Genomic DNA, 19,736 nt, shown 5'->3' on the forward strand with positions numbered 1-19,736 from the left:
ATGACCGCCCCGCTGCCCCTGACGATCCCCCACGCGGCGGCTGAGGCCGCCCGGCGCTGGGGCGATGCCTCCGCGCTGATCGAGGGCGCGGAGCGCCGCACCTTCGCGCAGCTGTGGGACGAATGCCGCGCAGCAGCCTCCGCGTTGCTGGCGCGCGGGGTGCAGAGCGGCGACCGGATCGCGATCTGGGCGCCCAACAGCCGCGAATGGGTGGTGGCGGCAATCGCGGCCCAGACCTGCGGCGCGGCAATCGTGCCGCTCAACACGCGGCTCAAGGGGCGTGAGGCGGGCGACATTCTGCGCCGCACCCACGCCCGGCTGCTGTTCACGGTAACGGGCTTTCTCGGGATCGACTATCCGGCGCTGCTGGCGGGCGAAGACCTGCCCGATCTGATCGAAACCGTGCTGCTCGACCGCGATTTCACTGCCTTTGTCGCCACCGGCAAGGGCGCGCAGGATCCAGCCATCGACACCGCGCTGGACCAGCTGACGCCAGACCACGTTTCCGACATCATGTTCACCAGCGGGACTACCGGCGTGCCCAAGGGCGTGCTGATGACCCACGGCGGGATCGTTCCCCAGGTCGGGGTGTGGATCGGGAACACGGGGCTGGCACAGGGCGAGCGCTATCTCATCGCCAACCCGTTCTTCCATAGCTTTGGCATGAAGGTCGGCTGGGTTGCCTGCCTGGTTGCTGGCGCGGTGATGGTGCCGATGCCGCAGTTCGACGTGGCCGAGGCGATCCGCCTGATCGAACAGGAGCGGATCGCCTTCCTGCCCGGCCCGCCCACCATCTTCCAGATGCTGCTGGCTGAACACGAACGCCGCCCGTTCGACGTCAGCTCGCTGCGCGGTGGCACCACCGGTGCGGCGACAGTCCCCCCGGTGCTGATTGAGCGCATCCGCTCCGAACTCGGCATCCGCGACATCATCACCGCCTATGGCATGACCGAATGCGTCAACATCACCTCGTGCCGCCCGGGCGACCCGGTCAACCTGATCGCCAACACCTGCGGCGCGGCGATCCCCGGCAACGAAGTGATCATCGCGGGCGATGACGGGCGCGAACTGCCGCGCGGCGAAACCGGCGAAATCCTGGTGCGCGGGATCGGCGTGATGCGCGGCTACCTCGACGATCCGGCCGCCACCGCCGAGGCGATCGACACCGAGGGCTGGCTGCGCACCGGCGATGTCGGAACGATGGACGCGGCCGGCTATGTCCGGATCACCGACCGCAAGAAGGACATGTACATCTCTGGCGGGTTCAACTGCTATCCCGCCGAGATCGAGAAGCTGCTGGCCGCACATCCGGCCATCGGCATGGTCGCGGTGATCGGCGTTCCCGACGAGCGCATGGGCGAGGTCGGCAAGGCCTTCGTCGTGCTGCGCCCCGGCATGACGCTCAGCGCCGAAGACCTGATCGCCTGGTCGCGCGACAACATGGCGAACTACAAGGTGCCGCGCCATGTGGCCTTCCTCGATGAACTGCCGCGCAACGCCGCAGGCAAGGTCGCCAAGCTCGAACTTGCCTGAATGCTGCCGGCTGCGGCAGATGCTCAGTCCAGCTGGCTGGCGGCAAGCGCGGCCTCGATTTCGCGCAGATAACGGATCGCGCTTTCGGTCAGGCCGAGCAGGTCGTCCTTGGCCTGGTCGGTCACCGTCACGAACCTGCGCTCGTCGCGCCGGACCCACCCCCTCGCCACCAGCGCCTCGATCTTGCGGCGCACGGTTTCGCGCGGGATGCCGCTGTAATCGGCGATCGATTGCAGGTTGATCGCCGCTGGCTCGAGGGTATCGACCGAGCGTTCGACGAATTCTGCATGGCTCATCGCACTGGGCGCCTTGCGCGGGGTGAACGTGCGTTCGCCAATGATCATCAGGACCAGGAACAGGTCGAGATCGCCGCCGCAGGTGCGGCGGCATTCGACCAGGTGGCGCGTCAGTGCATCGACGTGCAGCGCGTGCGCCTTGCCGAAATTCCTGCGCAGCGCATCTTCGCTCATGCTGCCCCCCTTTCGTTACTACGCCCAAAATGGGCGACTGCCCGCCCATCGCGCAAGCCAAATGCGCTAATTTCCCAGGATCACCGCTAGACGGCGGGTCAAACACGGAACTTTGGGAGCCAGGAACCATGAACAAGCCGCTCGGGACGCTCGATATCTTTTCGCCCGAGGCCTATCTCGACGAGGTCGAGGTTGCTCGCCGCTGCAAGGAACTGCGCGCCCTTGGCCCGGTCCTGTGGGTCGAGCAGGAGCCATACCGGCCGTTCTGGGCCGCGCTGCGCCGCGATGTAATCATGCAGGTCGAGCGCGACAGCAGGACCTGGCTGGCTGCCCCGCGCCAGACCCTGATCCCGCGCGACATCGAGGATGCGATCATTGCCCAGTGGGGCGTGCGGACCGGCCCGGTGCGCACCCTGCTCGACATGGACGGCAGCGATCACCGCGATCACCGGGGCCTTACGCAGAGCTGGTTCAATTCCGCCTTTCTTGACACCCTGCGCGAGCGCATGGCTCGGCTGGCGCGCGAATATGTCGACAAGCTGGCAGCGCTGGGCGGTGAATGCGATTTCGTCGAAGAAGTCGCGGTGCCCTATCCGCTGATCATGATCACCTCGATCCTCGGCCTGCCCGACAGCGACGCCGACCTGGTGCTGCGGCTTACCCAGGAACTGTTCGGGGCGCAGGATCCCGAACGCCAGCGCAGCGGCGAATTTGGCCAGGACGTGGTCATGGAATTCTTCGGCTATCTTGCCCGGGTCGTCGCCGAACGCCGCGCCGAACCGCGCGACGACCTGATGTCGGTGGTTGCCAACGCCACACTGCACGATCAGCCCCTGCCCGATATGGATACCCTGTCCTATGGGATGCTGCTGGCCGCCGCCGGGCATGACACCACCAGTTCCTCGGTTGGTATCGGCATGATGCAGCTGGCCCGCAATCCGGAGGAATTCGCGAAGCTCAAGGTCGATCCCGGGCTGATCGCCAAGGCCGCTCAGGAAATGTTCCGCTGGGCCACCCCGGTGCGCCATTTCATGCGGACCGCCGCCGTCGACACCGAACTGGCCGGGCAGCCGATCAAGGCCGGGGAAAGCGTCTGCCTGATGTATCTTGCCGCCAACCGCGACGAGGACGCCTTTCCCGATCCTGACGCGTTCCGGGTCGATCGCTCGCCCAACCGGCACGTCGCCTTTGGCTATGGCGCTCACCATTGCCTGGGCAGGATCCTTGCCGAAATGGAAGTCGAGGCGCTCTTTGCCGAAATCGTTTCCCGGGTTGACAGCATCGAGCTCGCCGGAACACCGGAATGGGTCAAGACCAACCACACCGGCGGGCTTAAGCACCTGCCGATCCGCTACCGCATGGCACCGCGAGGCTGACCGTCTCCTCGCATGGCACACTGGCATGCCCCGGGAAGCATTTGACCGATGCGATCCGGTCAAACCGGTCGGAATCGTGACCGCTCAGAGGTCATTGCCAGGTTCAAATGCTGCGCCGGCAGCTCCACCGAACCGGGTCGGGCCGGGCCGTGCTCGTCTGCTCAAGCGTCCGGTTTGGCCGACAGTTCTTCGAGCAGATCGACCAACAATTCGGGATGGCTGGACGTCAGGAATTGGCCGCCGTCGGGTACGCACCGAATTTCGGCGCGGGGCCACTTTTGCGACCAGTAATTGAACACTTCCTCGAAGGCGTAATGGTTGTCATGCTCCCCCTGCACAATCATCACATCTTCCGACACCAACGGTGCGAGCGCAAAGAGGTTGCGGGAAACCTGCATCTCCTCGATGATGGCGCCCTCCAGATTGCCCGTGGCGAACGGCCGGATCGCGCGGAACCGGTCGCGGATGAACTGAGGATCCTCGCATAGCTTCTCGTCGGGCGGGCTACCCTTGCAGATGTTGCGCGTCAGCCGTTCCATGCGGTCGAGCGAGAACTGCGGCGTGACGACGCGGAAATAGAACTCGACCAGCTGTGGCGAGCGATAGAACGCTTCCTTGATGACGCCGACAATCCCGACCCGGCGCCCTGAATCGTTCGTCGGAGCACTGGGGGAAGTCAGCAGGACCGGCCCGATCCTGTCGCCAAGCGACTGCTTGAGCACGGTGACGAATTGCCCGGCACGGCGGGCGATCACGGCGGCCTTTCGGATCTTGAGGCGATTCAAGACATTCGCGGTGTCGATCACGGCCTGTTCGAAGGGATTGGCCAAGGATATGTTGCCCGGATGAGTTTGGCCGAAACCGGGACGGTCGATGGCAATCGGTCGCCACCCAGCGGCCTGCAGGCGCATTACCATGGCCCGCGGGATCGAGCGGCAGGTCCAGTTGCTATGAACGATCAGCACGGGCTTGCCCGATACCGGCCCGTAATCGCTCCAGGCAATGATCTGGTGATCGTCCGCGCGCGGCAGGAAGCGGGTCGGTTCGATCAATGGGTCGAAGAAGCCCAGCGGGCCTTCGGTGGGCCGCGCGAGGAACCGGAGCACCTGCGCTTCTACCCAGATGCGCGACAGCCCGGCCGCGGAATTCACTTCTAGGGCCAGGAAAATTTGCTCGAGCTCCTTCTTGACCACGGCCGGGCTGATCCGCATCGCCCTGGCGGTTGCTTCGCGGTTGATGCCTTCCGTAATCAGTTCGCATATCTGGCACTGGCGAGTGGTCAGCGGCAGCCAATCGGCGAGTTCGGCGGCATTGCCGAAATGGGCTGGCAGCATCCCGAAGGAGCATTCGACGATCCGCCTGACGAGACCGGGTAGATTCGGCACCCCGACCCGCCGAGCCGCATCGGCCAGGGCTTCCCGCACGGTTGCATAGGACAGCCCGAGGTCGGCAGCTGCGGTTCTCCCATTCTCGCCACGCGCGATGGCGATGACGACGCGCTGCTGCAAACTACTTAGCCCGAAACTATCAGCAGAGGCTTCCAGTGCGCGCGAGCCAACCGTCGCATTTGCGCAAATCAGCAGCCGGCTGTCAGGATTGTTCAACAGCGCTTCGCGCACCGCTATGGGCAGGTTCAACTCGATCGCCGCCTGGTTCCCAAGGCACACCGCACGCAGGCCGACACGACCACCCCAGCGCAGGAACAGGATGCGGCTGGTATCGACAGCGCCCGGCAACTGTTCGAGCAACTGCCCGAACGGCAAGCCATCAGGCCAATCGTCGGGACAGACTTCGCTGACCAGGGTTCCGTCAGGTCGAAACACGAAGACCGCAAAGGAAGCGATCGAGGGAATTGCACTGGCTGAACCTGCGCCAGTTCCTTCCTGTTGCAGCACGGCTTTGGCAAAGGCATGGGGGTCGGCGCGGATTTCCTCAAGATACTGCTCTGGATCGTCCAGCAAGTTCTGCAAGGCCGGCTTGAACAATAACCTTCGCACGCGATCCAACCCACTCCTGTTGCAACCTGTGAATAGATCGCCTCGGCCATTCCGATCGATAAGAAAACACCAGATCGGCAACAATACCCAACAAAAGGCGATGTCACCCGCTTCAGGCCAAACTTATTGATCGGGTTGTCCCGACGGTCGGATGCTTTTGCAGGGAGCTTGTGTGACTTTGGCTGCGCAGACGGAATTGCTGGCTTTCGCGATCACGGTCCCGACCGCTCTGGCCAAGTTCGGCACTTTTGAAAGGATCGAGAAATGATGCGCAAGACAGCAATCGGGTTGGCCCTGTTTGCCGCTGGTGCAATGGCGGGTGTCGCCTATGCCGGTACGGCAGTGACTGGCTCGGGAGATTCCCCGGCTGCAGCCATGAACGATGCGAATGCCCGGGCTCGCGAAATGTCGCAGCAGCGCTGGGGGCGCTCCTCCTGCATCACGCTCGCGCGCTATGAGCAATGCCGCAAGGACCAGTACGGATACTGGATCTGTACGGCCTATGTGAACAACGAGGCGGGTAGCAGCTGCTAAATTCCGGCCCGATCAACCATCCCATCAACAGTCAATTGCGAGGCACGAAGATGAAACTCAAACCACTTGCTTACGCCTGTGCCGCTGTGGCGTTTGCCATTCCTGCAGCGGCACTTGCCTGGACCTCGACCGCGCAGGGCACCGGCCGCAGTGATGCCGAAGCCATCGCCCAGGCCAAGCGGTCGGCACAGGACATGGTCAACAACATCAACAACCGGACGATCCGCGCCTATCACACGATTACGGGTTATGGAGATCCGAGCTGCGAGCCGGCTGACTATGGCCGCGTTCGGACCTGCTGGGTCGACGTTTACATCACCGAAACGTCAAAGTGAGGAAGTTGGGCAAAGGCGTGCCCGAACGACCGGCGCGCCTCGCCCAACTCTCCAAGCGACTTGAGCACGCTACCGCGAAAATGCTGACGTCGAACCGAACGGCACGTGCGGGCAGACCCAATCGGTTTGAAGTCAGCCGTTCCGACGCTTGAACCCCTATCCCGCTTCTGGAGGCATGCGCATGCGCTTCGAAAAGACAGCAATCTCCAAGGCAATTGCCCTGCTGGCGCTTCCCACCGCGCTGAGCGCATCCACGTCCGCCTTTGCTCAGGCGCAGCAAACGCCTGAAAATGCCCAGAAGTTCCTCGAATTGATTATCAAGCAGGGCGCGACGAAGACATATGCGAATGCCAGCTTTCGGCGCTCGATGGATTCAGGCTGGAACTGCGACGGGATGTCGGAATGCTATTTCGAACAAGAGAAGCATGGAACGCTCTACTGGGTAAGCTCGACGGACAAATGCATCACTAACCTCCAGGTCTACCTCACGGAGGCCGGTTGGCGCGGCGACCATTCCTGGATCAACGCGCAAACCAATCCGGTTCCCGTTACGATTTACTGGGCCAACGTCTCCGCATCAAAGACTGATGGAAACAACATCTATCTGTCGGGCTCGCCGCCGATCAAGTCGCTAACCTTTGCAACGCCGGAAGTCGCCAGCCGCGTCAACACTGCGATCAACGTGCTTCTGAAGGCTTGCGATCCCACGACGGGAACCGGTTTCTGAGCCCACGCGATTACGACGGAAGAGGAGAGATCAAAATGCGTGAGATTTTCGGTAAGGCTCTCATCACCCTTTCGGGCGCTTGCCTGCTTTGCAGCCCGGCGCTTGCCGACGATTCTCCGGCGCTCGCAAACTGGAAGCAATGTGCCGCAAATGTCCGCAAGGATTACCCTGTTCCGCCCGGAAACGTCGAGCAGCAGAAGATGCTGATTGAAGAGGAATGCGGTCCACGGCCCGCGCAGTAGATGCCCGCCAATCCACGCTGACGGGCGTCCCGACAATAACCGGCCCGCAGTTTGGGGCCTGCAGCGCAGCCTGGGCGAGGAGGAGACGCGGCTGATCGGGCGCACTTCGCCGCCCTTGGCGCGCATTTCGCCCCAGAGATAGGCAGGCGACGATCCGGTGGCCTTCGCCCTTGCCGGTTCAGGTGCGATAGGCATCGATCAATCGTCGACCTGGCTATCGTGCGCGATGCTGCCGGGTTCAGCGAGGAACACATCGAGCCAGACGCCTCCCCCGACATCGAGCGCCCGGCCCGGCGGATCTTCCATGTGCAGTTTCCGGGCCACGACAATCAGGAGGCACAGATGATCCATGCGCCTGGATTACGCTTCGTAATTCCTTGCCGCGAAGACCATGCACAGGCCTGCCAACAGGGGAGTCACCGCGATCAGCAACATCGAGTAACGAATGGCCGCGTCGCCCAGTCTTGGTTGCAAGGCATCGTTGATCAATCCGACCGCGGTGGGTCCGATAGCGTTGCCCAGAAAGCTGGCGCCAAGCAGGATCATGGCAATTGCCAATGCCCGCTGATCCACGCGGACCACGTGGGTGACAGCGGCGTATATCGGTCCCTGATGGATCAGCGTGAAGAAGCTGGCGGCAGCAAGGCCGACAAACCACACCGGTCGGCTTTCACCAAGCAGCAGCAACGCCTCGGCAGGGCCCGCCGTCATGCATGCCAGCGCAGGAATCAAGATCTGCCAGGCCGGCCGGCTTGCCGAAATCCGGTCGATCAGCAGGCCGCCAAACAGGATCCCGGCAGCCGAGACCACCCCTCGCACCGGACCGACTATTCCAGCAACTTCGCCAAGGCTCATGCCATGCACCCGAGTGAAGAAGGTCGGTGTCCAGGCTCCTGCTGCCCAGACATTGGCACCCATCAGGGTGACGCCCACGAACAGCCAGACGTAGCAGCGATTGCGGAACAATTCCGCAATGCCGCGCATTACCGCACGTGCCGACCCTTCGAGGCGCGGCGGACTGGCGATGGTTCGCGCCGGCTCGCGCACGGCAAGCAGCAGGACCGGCGCCAGCACCAGCCCGGGCAGCCCCATTGCAATGAACATGGTGCGCCAGCCATAATGCTGCGCAATCCAGCCCGCGAGCGGGAACAGCGCGATGAATGCTATCGAATTGGCTGTCCCGAAAATTGCCATGGCAAGCGGACGACGAGACTTTGGGAACAGATCGGCAATAATCGAATTTGCCGGAGGCAGGGCTGCCGCCTCACCGGCGCCCAGCAACAAGCGCGCGGCCGCTAGTTGCAGGATCGAGCTTACGTACCCCGTGGCGATGGTCATCAGGCTCCAGAATGCCAGGCCCGCAGCGACAATGTTGCGCCGGTTGGCGCGATCGGCCAGCCACGCAATCGGCAGCCCGATCAACGAATAGAGCAGCACGAAAGCCATGCCGGAGACGAGCCCCAGGACGGTGTCGGACGATCCGAACTCCCGCTTGATCAGCGGCAAGGCCAGACCGAGCAGCGACCGGTCAAGATAGTTGAATACCGACATAAGTGTCAGAATTGCCAGCGGGAAAGTCGCACGCCAGGGCCAGCGCTGGTCATCTGGGAAAACGTCCGGTTCGGTCATCACGAGAGGTATCCCAGCTCTTGTGTCAGGCGATGATCGGCGTCGATGCGCTCGCCGCGTTCGGCGAGGACCCTCGGTCGATATACGAGTTCGGATCGAAGCCACAGCCGCAGCAGCTTGCGCCGGTTTGCACAAACATCTTGAAACGCGGTCCGGCCATGCAGCCATGACCAGTTATGCCAGAACAGAATATCGCCGGGTTCCAGCATGAACCGGCGGCGTTCAGCAAGCTCGGCCGCAACCGCGCGCAAGCGATCGAGCGCCTGGACCAGCGCGTCCGGCAAAGGCTCGTTGCGGTGCAGCGCGGCCATCCGCATGAAATATCCGTTCCAGCAGATCAGGTTGCGCGCGTCATCAAACAGAACCGGGATCCTGTCCGCGCTTACCGGATGATCCGATTGCAGCACCGGGTTGGTGCCGAAGTAATAGCCCTCGCGCAGCGCCGCCATGCACTCGCCATGGCTGGACAGTATTTGCGCATAGAGCGCATCGGCCCCGACCAGGAAGCTCTCTCCACCGCGCGCAGCAGGTCGGACGCAGGCCAGCGCCAAAATGTCATGCAGATCGGTGTGGCCCTGCAATTCGTCGTCGGAATGGGTTCCACGGGCCTGCACGTCGGCCGGATCGTGCTCGACCCGCGCGACCATCTCGCCGCGGGGTGACTGGATCGAGGCTGTGCCCAGCCAGCCGCCAAGCGCCAGTAGCGCCCGTTCAAAAGCTGGCTCGCCGCATCGGTTGGGGTCAAACCCCTTCAGCAGGATCGCGCGCGGGCCGTCGGTGAAACAGGCGATGAGATCAGCGCGCAATTCTTCGGTGGCTGAGCCGTCGGGTTCGGCAGACAGCAGGGCTGCGGCTTCCTCAGGGGTTATTGCGCGGTGCGCCAATCCCGCCGGAGCGCCACTCAAAGCCGCGATGCCCTGGTTTCGGCACAGGTGATGAACTCGATCAAGGCGGGCTGCCCTGCCCGCGTTGCCGCAATGCCGCGCTCGATAGCGGCGCGGATATCCTCCGGTCGGGTCACCCGCTCGCCATAGCCGCCAAGCGCAGTGGCGAAGTCCGCGTAATTGCCGGAGATGTCGGTTGCCCTAAAACGTTCGGTCGCAACCGGCATCTGGTCAAGTTCGATCGCCATGGCCGAATTGTTGAGCAGGATGGAGAGGATCGGCAACCGCTCGCGCGCGGCGGTTTCGAAGTCCATCCCGGTAAAGCCGATTGCCGCATCGCCCCAGACGTTGATGCAGAGCTTGTCCGGACAGGCCAGTTTCGCGCCCATCGCCAACCCCAGGCCATAGCCAAGCTGGGTCGACTTGCCCCAGCCGATGTAGCTTAGCGGGGTAATGCACTTCCAGAACGGGGTCAGTTGATCCCGCGGGCTGCCGGCGTCGTGGGTGATGATCGTATTGGCAACATCGACCGAGCGCTGAAGCTCCCATAGCACGCGATAGGAGCTAAGCGGCGCGGCGTCGCTTTCAAGCAGTGGCAGCCACTGGGCCAGCCAGGCGGCTTCGACGTCGGCAATCTCGCGCGCGGCCGGTTCCGGGTCGCGCGGTCCGGCGATCCGCGCCCGGCAGGCCTCGATCAGCGCAGCCAACGTCAGCTTCGCATCGCCCGCCAGGGCCAGTTCGCAGGGAACGCCCTTGTTGAAGTCGGCAGGATCAAGGGTCGCGTGGATCACCGGCACATGGCCGGGCATCGACACGCCGAACGCCGTTTCGGAAAAGCTGCAACCGATCCCGAAGATCAGATCGGCATTATCCAGGAAGTGCCGCAACTGGCCGGGGATTGCCGCTCCGCCAGAGCCCAGCGCCAGCGGATGGGTCTCATCAAAGGTGCTCTTGCCTTCAAGGCTGGTCGAAACCGGCGCGGCAAGCAATTCCGCCAGTTCGCGCAGTTCGGCGTAGGCATTGGCCCAGTGGACCCCCTGCCCAGCGTGGATGACCAGGCGCCGGGCCGCAACCAGTCGGTCGGCAACGGCGCCAATCGCCTCGGGATCGGGCGCAAAGCGGGTGGAAACGACCGGGGAATAGACCAGCGGTTCGGGCAGTTCCTCGCCCAGCACGTCCCACGGCAGCTCGACCAGAGCGGGACGCAGCCGACCATTGCGCAGCGCGGTAAAGGCGCGGCGCAGAACGGCCCCGGTATCTTCCGCGCGCAGGATCGGCTCGGCAGTCTTGGTGATGTCGCGCATCGAAAGGCACGCGTTGTAGTTATCGGGCACATGCGCCAATCGCCGTGCATAGCCTTGCGGCAGGACCAGCACCGGCACGCTTTCGGAGTAGGCCTGCGCGACCCCGCCATAGGCATTTTCGGTACCGGGGCCATGCTGCATGGCGAAGACCCCCAGCCGCTTGCCGCGCGACATGCGCGAATAGGCATCGGCCATATGCAGGCCGGTCCGCTCCTGGCGGACGATCACGGTCCGAATGCCCCGCGCCGCAGCCGTTTCGAGGACGGCATTGCGCGGGTAGCCGAAAATGACCTCGATGCCTTCGCGCTTCAGGATTTCGGCGATCGCCTCACTGACTTTCATCGTGCCCGCCGCTTACGCTTCGCCCAGGCTGGCAACCCCGAGCGGACGCTCACCGACTACCGTGGTGCGGATCAGGTGGCGGCGCTCGAACTTGAAATCGTGGATCCCGCGATGAAGTGTAAAGCGGTTGTCCCAGACAATCAGCGTGTCCTTCCGCCACTTTACCCGGCAATGGTAGTGGAGCTGCTGTGCCAGGCTCTGCAGGTAATCGAGCAGCGCGCGGCTTTCAGCCTCGCTCCAGCCGACGAAGCGCTTGAAATAGGCCGTGTTGGCGAACAGCGCCCGGCGCCCGGTTTCCGGATGAACGCGCACGGCCGGATGGATGCTTTCCAGCTGGTCTTCGGAAAAGTTGTGGCTCTCGCGCAGGCGCAGCCGCTTTTCGGGTGCAAGTGCTTCGTTCTTGGCCCAGATATCCTTGCCCGAATAGACGATCTGCAGCCCGTCGACGAGCGCCTTCATCCCGTCAGAAAGGTGCTCATAGACAAGGTAAGCGTTGGAAAAAGCGGTGTCGCCGCCCCATTGCGGGCATTCCAGCGCCCGCATGACGATGCACTTTGGCGGCGTGGGCAGGAACGGACTGTCGGTATGAAAATGCTCGAAGCTGGGTACAACGTTGACCGGCTCGTGCGCTTCGCGGCGGACCTCCTGCATTTCGCGGTCGCCGCCATAGGTCGGCGCCTGGGGCAGTTCGGTCAGATCGCCAAAGTGCCGCGAAAAGACCTTGTGCTGTTCGGGCGTTAGATCCTGATCGCGGAACACGATCACGAGGAACTGTTCGAATGCCAGCATGATCTCGGCCAGGGTTTCGGCATCGAGCGGTTCGCGCAAGTCCACGCCCGAGATTTCGCAGCCGCAAGCCCCGCTGATCGGCTCAACCGAAATCCGCCGGAATTCGGGCATCGGCAGCCCCGCAACGATCGGCACGCCGGTCTGGACCGGATGAATATAGGGGGTAGGTCGGCTGGCCATGGGAGGCTCCTTGCAATTTGGAAACGTGCGGCTTCGGGCGGCCGCTGAAGCGACCGCCCTTGCCCCTCATCAGAAGCGGCGCTTGACCGATACCGCCCAGGTGCGCGGCTCAGCCGGCGTGGCCTGGATCGAGTTGGTCGAGCCGCGATTATCGAAGATGTCGGTGTAATAGAGCTTGTCGGTAAGGTTGCGGACCTCAACCGAAAGTTCCCATTCGCGCTCGGGAGTGGCAAAGGTTAGCCGGGCATTGACCAGGGTGTAGCCCGGAACCAGGCCGAAGATGTCCTTGCCGCCGGTGGTTGCATCGACATTGTTCGAATTGCGGTTGAACGCGTCGATATGCGATACGTCGACCCGCGGGGTAAGCGTGGAACCGCCCGGCAGGCCGAGTTCGTACTGCGCCGAAATGCTCCACTGCCAGGGCGAGATGTACTGCCCCTTGTCTTCGGTGCCGATCCCGGAATTGGCGGCAGCCGCGCTGATGCTGTCGTAGTGGAAGTTGAGATAGGCCAGCGATCCTTCGATCGACAGGCCCTGAACCGGGCGCCAGGCCAGTTCGGCTTCGAAGCCCTTGATCGTTGCGTTGCCGGCGTTGAGCGGCAGCGCGCAGGGCGCGGCCGGCGCACCGCTCAACGGGCAACTCGAAACCGATACCAGGATGCCGTTGTACTTGTTGATGAAGGCCGAGGTGTTGAATCGCACCGTCCGATCGAACAGATCAGTCTTGATCCCGGCCTCGTAAGCCTTGAGCGTTTCAGGATCGTGCGGCAGTGCCTGCTGTGGGAAGAACGGCCGCGGGTTGATGCCGCCGCCGCGGAAGCCCGTCGCGAACTGCGCATAAGCCATCACTTCTGGCGAGAAGCGATACTGGGCACCAAGGCGATAGTCGACGCGGTCACCGGAGAACTTGCCGACCAGACCGTTGAGCGGGGCAAGCGAAGCCGGCACGGCCCCGCCGGAAGCCGAACCGGGTACGCCGAAGCGGCCATAGGTAAAGGTCTTTGACTGGTCCGTGTAGCGGATTCCGCCGAGGAAGGTCAGGTTCTCGACGGGTCGCACTTCGAGGTTTGCAAATGCCGCCTTGGTGGTCGCCGGGATGACGTCGTCCTCGATGAACGCCAGCGTCGTCAGCGTGATCCGCGCGTTATAGCGGCTGCGCTTGTGGAAGTAGAAACCACCGACCGTCAGGTTCGCAATGTCACCCAGCTTGGCCGAAACGCGCACTTCCTGGCTGAACTGGTGGTTGTAGACCCGGTTGGACTGCATCGTCGGCGTAAACGGCGAGCCATCCCCCGATGAATAGGTGCCGTCGAACTCGCGGTAAGCCGTGATCGAGGTCAGGTTGACGGCGTCCGACAGCTCGACATTGAGCGTGCCGGCAATCCCCCAGGTGTTGAGTGCGCTCTTGAGCGGAGCGCTCCACGGAGCCGAACCGTCACGCGGGGCGATATCGGTGTAGTTCTCGTAGCTGATGTAGGGACTGTTGCTGAAGGCATCCTGGGCAAAGGAACCGTAAGGCGAATAGGCGATATAGGGCGAGCCAGTGGCTGTGCCATAGACGTTGCCGTTCAGGACATAGGCTGCCGATGGGGGCGTCGCGACGCCGGTGTTGGTTGCGCCGGGGTTGGCCGGACGGCCAACATAGAGCAGCGTCGAGGGCGCGACTTCGCTATCGTCCCGGGTCAGATCGGCCGAAACGTCGAGCGTAACCCTGCTCGAAGGCGTCCAGCGCAGCGCCAGGCGTCCGGCAACGTAATCCTTGCCGCCTTCGGTGCCGAGCTTGCAGTTGGTGCCCTGAACCGAGCTGGGGATCGTGCTGGCGGGATGGGTGCAACGATAGTCGTAGCGCGTGACATAGCCGTCCTTGTGGACTGCCGCCCCGGAAAGGCGCGCGAACAGCGTATCGGGTGCGAGCGTGAAGTTCGCTGCCCCGCGCAGTTCGACGCGGTTGTAGCTGCCGTAGGTCGCCGACAGATAGGCATCGTGCGAGCCATCGGGCTTCTTCGAATAGAGCTTGATCGCCCCGCCGATCGAGTTCTGGCCGGCCAAGGTGCCTTGCGGGCCGCGCAGGATCTCGACCCGGTCAAGATCGACCAGGTTGAGCAGCGAGCCGTGCATGGTCGGCAGATAGACGTCGTCGATATAAAGGCCCACGCCTGGTTCGAGCGCGAAGCTGGTGTCGCGCTGGCCCACGCCGCGAATATAGGCGACCACCGAAGGCCCGAAGGTTGCCGCGCCTTGTCGCAGGGTCACATTGGGCGCGTTGTTGCCGACATCGGCCAGCGAGGTCTGGCCGCGCCGCTCCAGCGTTTCGCCGCTGACCGCGGTGATGGCAATCGGCACGTCCTGCAGCTTCTGGCTGCGGAACTGCGCGGTGACCACGATTTCGTCGTTGTCCTTCGCCTCGGCGCTATCGGCGTTCTGGGCGAATGCCGGCGTGCCGCACAGCAGTGCGCCCGCAACGGCAAGTACGGAAGTCCGGGTACCAAACCGGCAGCTGGATAGCTTCATTGTCATCTCCCCCAATATCGGCCTGGATTCGATACCGCCCAGGTCTCAGGGGAGTGGATATGTTGAGTAATCAACTGTCAAGAAAGTTCCACCTGACGAAAAAGACAATTCCGCATCGTGGAAAATTTTCAGGCCTTAGCCCGCTTGCTGCACACCCTGCGCCGTCTGTGCGAGCAGCGTGAGGTGTTTGGCCGCAGCGCACACTGCCTCGGCCAGGTCATCCTCCAGATGATCGCGGTAACGGCTCGAAGGCATTGTCACGCCGACGCAGCCCAGCACTTCGTCCTCGCTGCCGAATACCGGGGCGGCGATTCCGGCAATCTCCATCCGGGGGTCGTAATAGCGCGAGAAGCCCCGCTGGCGGATTGTCTCGAGCTCTTCCATCATTGCCTCGCGCGGCATCCGGCGGCGCCCGGTTAGCGGCCCGACGGCCGGATCGCGCAGGATCACCTCGATCTCGTTAGGGCTGAGGAAAGCCAGCACCGCGCGGCCGAGCGAACCCCAGACGAGACCGATTTCCATCCCGTTCTCGATCGCGAAGCGCAGCGGGTGAGGCGTGCAAACAGACGCGGCGATCACCACCCGCCTGTCAATCGGGCTGTAGGAACACAGCACGGCGGTTTCGTGCCAGTCAGCGACCAGCTCGGCGAGCAGCGGTTGGGCGCTGCGGACCAGATCGAAGCGTTGCAGCAGATTCGAGGCGATGCGGTAGAATTCGCGGCCGATCCGATAGGACTGATTGCCGCTGCGCTCGACCAGTCCAAACTCGATCAGCGCCTGCAGGTTGCGATGGACGGTGCTTTGCGGAAGGTCCGCACGCGCCGCCAGATCGCCCAACGAGAATCGCGACGGACCATCGCCAACCAGCTTGAACAGAAAGGCCAGCCGGCGAGCGGCGCCGTGCGGTGGTTCGATCAAGGCCGGCTCTCCAACGATTTTTGTTGATCTATCAACATAAGCTGCAATTGTAACCCCAACAATGCGCGGGGGAAGTGCAATGAGTGGTCTGGCGGAGATGTTGCGGCGCTACATCGCCGATTTCAATCGTGGAGACAGCGCTGCCTACGCGGCCTGCTATGCCCCGGACGTGGTGCTGATCAACGGCAGCGGGCGCGAGCTGCGTGGCCGCGACGCGATCGTGGCCTTCTATTCCGAATTTCGCGGCCAGGCGGATCGGACAATTGAACTGAGGGCTGTGATCGAAGGCGAAGGCGTAATCGCCGCAGCGCTGCGGTCGCGGTTCGTTGCCAAGGTCGACGGGGTTGAGCTGGGCGGGACCAGCCTCAAAGCCGGCGATGCCTATGAACTGCAGTCGATGGCACTCTACGAGCTCGCCAATGGGCTGTTTCGCAGCATCCGGGCAACCACGATCGAAAGCCGGGTCGTTCGGCAGGAAGCGCAATCATGAAATCCGTCTATACCAAGGCGGGCAATGCCGGTGGCAGCGCCCAAACCCGCTGGCTGGTCACGGTTCTGTTCTTTGCAGGGCTGCTCAACTTCGCCGACCGCGCGATCTTTTCGGTGCTGGCGCAGACCATCAAGGCCGACCTCAAACTCAGCGATCTGGAGCTGGGCCTGCTCCAGGGACTGCTCTTTGCCCTGCTCTACGGACTTGCCGGTCTGCCGGTCGGAATGCTTGCGGAACGCATGCGGCGAACCTCGCTGATCTCTGCCGCGCTGGTGATCTGGTCGATGGCCACCGCGGCCACGGGGGTCGCCACCGGCTTCGTGCAACTGGCCATGGCCCGGTTGGTGGTCGGTTTCGGTGAGGCTGGCTTTACGCCCGCGGCCGCTTCGCTGGTGGCCGACGTTGCGCCGCCTCGCCGCCGCAGTTCGATGATCGCCCTCGTCCAACTCGGCAGCCCGGCTGGCGCCTTCCTCGGCGCGACGATCGCCGGGGCAATCGCCAGCGTCAGCTCGTGGCGAATATCCTTCGTCGCCTTCGCTATCCCGGGATTTCTGGTCGCCGCGATCCTGCACTGGCTGGTTGCAGAGCCAGCGCGCGGACAACAGGATCCGCCTGCCAGCACAAGCGCCGAAGCCCCATCGCTGGGGAATTTTCTATCGACGCTGCGCGGCTCGCCGACGCTGTGCTGGGTAATCGCAGGGGGCAGTCTGGCGGGCTTCGGCATGACCTCGATCTCCCAGTTTCTGGCCGTATTCCTCGCGCGGACCTATTCGCTCAAGGTGGGAGAGGCCGCCGCCCTGTTCGGGACCATTTCGGGTATCGCCCTGACCATCGGGCTGCTGGCGGGAAGCTTCGGGACCGACCGGCTGAGCGCGCGCGATCCACGCTGGCCCGCCTGGGGGGCAGCAATCGGCCTGACACTGGCTCCGCCGCTTTACTGGCTGGCGTTCGCGGGCCCGTCGTTGCCGGTTGCGACCGCTATCCTGCTTGTCGCCGGGGCGATGCTGCTGGTGTTCTATGGACCGACTTCGGGGCTGATCCAGAACCTGCTGCCAACGCGGATGCGCGCGACGGGCATCGCGCTCTACACGCTGCTCTATACCCTGATCGGCTCGGGGCTTGGTCCGGTCTTCGTCGGCGGCATGAGCGACCTGTTTGCCGCGCGGGCCTATCCCGGGAATTTCCAGGTCGATTGTCCGAAGGGCCTTCCCCTCCCCGGAGCGGGCGCCAGCGCAGTCGAAGCCTGCCGTGCGGCATCGGCTGGCGGGTTGCAGGTGGCGATGTCGGCCGCCTTGGCGGTGCTGTTCGTCGCCGCGATCTGCTTCATGCGCGCCGCGCGCGGGCTTAAGCGCGAATTGGATCAGACGCCGGATCAGAGCAGCGCGTAATAGCGGAACAGCGACCGGTCGGGATCGCTGCGGCGTTCGCCGCCGCCCACGATGACCGTGCGCGAAAGCCAGTCATGCGGGCCTTCCTGTACCCGGAAGTATGGTGTCAGCTTGAAATAGGCGGGCTGGCTCTCACCCGGAAGCGGCCGCACCAGGTAGCCGCGATTGTGAATATAGATCGGGGTCCCGTCGTCTGCCTGCAGCAGGTAATGGGCTTCCAGCTCGATCGTCCCGTCGTTTCGCACCCTGGCATAGTCGGCCCCGGTTTGCGGCAAGACGATACCGTTCAGCCGCGGGCCGGTGATGGTCCCGCCGATCGCGGGCGTATAGCCCTGACTGGCGCCGCCCGGCAGCGGCCCGAAGATCATCCGGTCGGAACCGAAATGGACCTCGATGTCGAAGACATGCTCAAGCCGGCAATCGGCAGCGGTGGGTTCCAGCATCAGGGTTGCTCCACAGGTACGATCGGAAGGCGCAGCAGCGCGTCGAATGTCCCACCCATGTGCAGCACATGGGTGCCGTTGTTCAGCGTCTGCTCGTGCAAGGCGAATGGCAGCATTGCCCCTTCCTCCTTGGGATAGATGTCGTGCCCGGCAACAACCAGGCGGAGCGCTTCGCCGGCACGAAACAGGGTCGAGGAGGGCCAGATCTCGATCTCAACCGGTACACGCTCGCCGGGATGCAGGGGTTGCTCGACATCGTGCGGATGCCAGGGGCGGTCGATCCGCGAACGCTCGGCATCAAGCGCCCGGTGGCTAGCGCGCAGCCAGCCCAATGCAACCGGGCCGTTTTCGAAAAAGGCATAGAACGTGAAGCCGACAGGCTGCCCGGCGACGTCGAGCTTTTGCAGCGCAACGAACAGATCCATGTCGTCGGCACCTTCGGCCTCGACCCATAGCCGCAAGCTCGCGTGGCCAGTGATTTCGGTATCCTGGTCAAAGCGCAGATCGAAGGTCGCGCGTCCGGTTCGCGCATCATAACGGCTGGTTCCAGACGGCGGTGCGGCGCTGCCCAGCGTGCCGTCCGGCGCGAGATGAAAGGCGGTAAGGCTGGCGCGTTCGGGCGGGAATGCCGCTTCCTCGCGCTCGCAAGCAAGACCATGCCGCTCGCGCACTTCAAGCCGCACGGGCGGCCAGGCCGCAAGGGCCGTAGGACGGTCGAACAGATAGTGCTCGAAGAAAGCGCGCTGACGCTCGCGGCTTTCGGGTCGGTAATAGTGCGCCCACTTCTTCTGGCCGTGCACTTCCAGCCACTTGGCGGGGCTCGACATTCGCCGCCAGGCCTCGATCGTCCCGCGCAGGTGCAGCCCCTGGTCGGACCAACTGGCAACGACATAGGCGGGCTGGACGATCCCTTCGAGATCGAGCTCCTTCGAGCGCCAGAACCCGTCAACCAGCGGATGGGCCAGTGCATTGGCCCAGGTATCTTCGGTGCGGTTCAACGAGAAGCGGATATTGTCGGAGGCGCGAGGCAGGAAGTTGGTTTCGAGAATGCCGCCATGGTAAGCGAATTCGCGGTACCAGTCCGAAAATCCCTCCCAGGGATTGAGCGCGGCCAAGGCCGGCGGTCGCAGGGGGGCGACAAGGTACTGGATACAGGCCAGGTAGGACACGCCGGTCATCCCGACCCGGCCGTTGCTCCATGGACGGGCGGCCAGCCATTCGATCGCATCGGCGCAGTCTTCGGCTTCCTGACTGCCATTGTGGTGAAAGTCACCGCCCGACAGCCAGGCTCCCCGCGGGTCGACCACCGCTACGGCCACGCCCAGGCCGCCCCAAAAGACCGGATCCGGGGCTTCGAACGCGGTCAGCGGCGAAAGCCACGCCGGGTCTACGCCAGAGCGCGGCCAGAACACCTGATTGGTCAGGGCGTGCTTGCCGTATGGCCCCCAGGCAAGCAGGATCGGCACACCGGATTGGGCGTCCACCGGGCGATAGATGTCGGCAAATATCTCGGTCCCGTCACGCAGCCGGATCACGCAATTGCGTTCGATCAGCAGACCCTGTTCGGACCGCACAGTATAGTCCAGCGGCGGCAGCGGCGGCTTGTGACTGGCGCTGAAGGGGTCAACCCCCGGACGCATCAGG

The 19,736-nt window shown here is 63.7% G+C and carries 18 protein-coding genes; 8 read left to right on the forward strand and 10 right to left on the reverse strand.

The annotated features are described in order from the left end of the window. Complete coding sequence (locus tag ACE3SN_RS02120; protein ID WP_374527091.1) at positions 1–1,533, forward strand: FadD3 family acyl-CoA ligase; 1,533 nt, start codon at positions 1–3, stop codon at positions 1,531–1,533. A gap of 23 nt (positions 1,534–1,556) precedes the next feature. Here ACE3SN_RS02120 and ACE3SN_RS02125 read toward each other — a convergent pair whose 3' ends face one another. After that, positions 1,557–2,003 carry a helix-turn-helix domain-containing protein gene (locus ACE3SN_RS02125; RefSeq protein ID WP_374527092.1) on the reverse strand — a complete coding sequence of 149 codons (447 nt, stop codon included), beginning with the start codon at positions 2,001–2,003 and terminating at the stop codon, positions 1,557–1,559. A gap of 128 nt (positions 2,004–2,131) precedes the next feature. Between ACE3SN_RS02125 and ACE3SN_RS02130 the strand changes: the two genes are divergently transcribed. Beyond that, positions 2,132–3,379, forward strand: coding sequence for a cytochrome P450 (locus ACE3SN_RS02130; RefSeq protein ID WP_374527093.1), 1,248 nt, complete (start codon positions 2,132–2,134; stop codon positions 3,377–3,379). 161 nt (positions 3,380–3,540) lie between these two features. Here ACE3SN_RS02130 and ACE3SN_RS02135 read toward each other — a convergent pair whose 3' ends face one another. Further along, complete coding sequence (locus ACE3SN_RS02135) at positions 3,541–5,364, reverse strand: alpha/beta fold hydrolase (protein ID WP_374527094.1); 1,824 nt, start codon at positions 5,362–5,364, stop codon at positions 3,541–3,543. 276 nt (positions 5,365–5,640) lie between these two features. Here ACE3SN_RS02135 and ACE3SN_RS02140 point away from each other — a divergent pair, with 276 nt between their 5' ends. From ACE3SN_RS02140 to ACE3SN_RS02155, 4 genes are all read left to right on the forward strand, one after another. Continuing rightward, positions 5,641–5,910 (forward strand): hypothetical protein, encoded by a 270-nt coding sequence (locus ACE3SN_RS02140; protein ID WP_374527095.1) that lies wholly within the window; start codon positions 5,641–5,643, stop codon positions 5,908–5,910. 50 nt (positions 5,911–5,960) lie between these two features. Continuing rightward, positions 5,961–6,245, forward strand: coding sequence for a hypothetical protein (locus ACE3SN_RS02145; protein ID WP_374527096.1), 285 nt, complete (start codon positions 5,961–5,963; stop codon positions 6,243–6,245). 181 nt (positions 6,246–6,426) lie between these two features. Beyond that, entirely contained in the window at positions 6,427–6,972 is a 546-nt protein-coding gene (locus ACE3SN_RS02150) for a hypothetical protein (protein WP_374527097.1), read from the forward strand. Between the two features lie 35 nt (positions 6,973–7,007). Next, positions 7,008–7,214: a hypothetical protein gene (locus tag ACE3SN_RS02155; RefSeq protein WP_374527098.1), complete on the forward strand. Its 207-nt coding sequence runs from the start codon at positions 7,008–7,010 to the stop codon at positions 7,212–7,214. 360 nt (positions 7,215–7,574) lie between these two features. On the opposite strand, the gene ACE3SN_RS02160 is transcribed toward ACE3SN_RS02155, so the two are convergent. From ACE3SN_RS02160 to ACE3SN_RS02185, 6 genes are all read right to left on the reverse strand, one after another. Further along, complete coding sequence (locus ACE3SN_RS02160; RefSeq protein ID WP_374527099.1) at positions 7,575–8,765, reverse strand: spinster family MFS transporter; 1,191 nt, start codon at positions 8,763–8,765, stop codon at positions 7,575–7,577. 77 nt (positions 8,766–8,842) lie between these two features. Then, on the reverse strand, positions 8,843–9,727 hold the full coding sequence (locus ACE3SN_RS02165; RefSeq protein ID WP_374527100.1) for a TauD/TfdA family dioxygenase: 885 nt from the start codon (positions 9,725–9,727) through the stop codon (positions 8,843–8,845). 17 nt (positions 9,728–9,744) lie between these two features. Further along, positions 9,745–11,373: a thiamine pyrophosphate-requiring protein gene (locus ACE3SN_RS02170; RefSeq protein WP_374527101.1), complete on the reverse strand. Its 1,629-nt coding sequence runs from the start codon at positions 11,371–11,373 to the stop codon at positions 9,745–9,747. Positions 11,374–11,385: 12 nt separating this feature from the next. Continuing rightward, entirely contained in the window at positions 11,386–12,342 is a 957-nt protein-coding gene (locus tag ACE3SN_RS02175) for a TauD/TfdA dioxygenase family protein (RefSeq protein ID WP_374527102.1), read from the reverse strand. Positions 12,343–12,411: 69 nt separating this feature from the next. Then, positions 12,412–14,853, reverse strand: coding sequence for a TonB-dependent receptor (locus ACE3SN_RS02180; protein WP_374527103.1), 2,442 nt, complete (start codon positions 14,851–14,853; stop codon positions 12,412–12,414). A gap of 135 nt (positions 14,854–14,988) precedes the next feature. Next, positions 14,989–15,771 carry an IclR family transcriptional regulator gene (locus tag ACE3SN_RS02185; protein ID WP_374527104.1) on the reverse strand — a complete coding sequence of 261 codons (783 nt, stop codon included), beginning with the start codon at positions 15,769–15,771 and terminating at the stop codon, positions 14,989–14,991. Positions 15,772–15,850: 79 nt separating this feature from the next. On the opposite strand from ACE3SN_RS02185, the gene ACE3SN_RS02190 reads away from it, so the two are divergent. After that, positions 15,851–16,261 carry a nuclear transport factor 2 family protein gene (locus tag ACE3SN_RS02190; RefSeq protein WP_374527105.1) on the forward strand — a complete coding sequence of 137 codons (411 nt, stop codon included), beginning with the start codon at positions 15,851–15,853 and terminating at the stop codon, positions 16,259–16,261. Then, a complete protein-coding gene (locus ACE3SN_RS02195; RefSeq protein ID WP_374527106.1) occupies positions 16,258–17,649 on the forward strand; it encodes a spinster family MFS transporter in 1,392 nt (463 codons plus the stop codon). The genes ACE3SN_RS02190 and ACE3SN_RS02195 overlap by 4 nt, the downstream gene beginning before the upstream one ends. On the opposite strand, the gene ACE3SN_RS02200 is transcribed toward ACE3SN_RS02195, so the two are convergent. Both ACE3SN_RS02200 and ACE3SN_RS02205 read right to left on the reverse strand, forming a co-directional pair. Then, complete coding sequence (locus ACE3SN_RS02200; protein WP_374527107.1) at positions 17,634–18,092, reverse strand: DUF3237 domain-containing protein; 459 nt, start codon at positions 18,090–18,092, stop codon at positions 17,634–17,636. The two genes, ACE3SN_RS02195 and ACE3SN_RS02200, sit on opposite strands and share 16 nt — an antisense overlap. Beyond that, a complete protein-coding gene (locus tag ACE3SN_RS02205; protein WP_374527108.1) occupies positions 18,092–19,732 on the reverse strand; it encodes a CocE/NonD family hydrolase in 1,641 nt (546 codons plus the stop codon). The genes ACE3SN_RS02200 and ACE3SN_RS02205 overlap by 1 nt, the downstream gene beginning before the upstream one ends. Positions 19,733–19,736: the final 4 nt, after the last annotated feature.

This window comes from Novosphingobium sp. (assembly GCF_041915465.1).
Lineage (GTDB): Bacteria > Pseudomonadota > Alphaproteobacteria > Sphingomonadales > Sphingomonadaceae > Novosphingobium.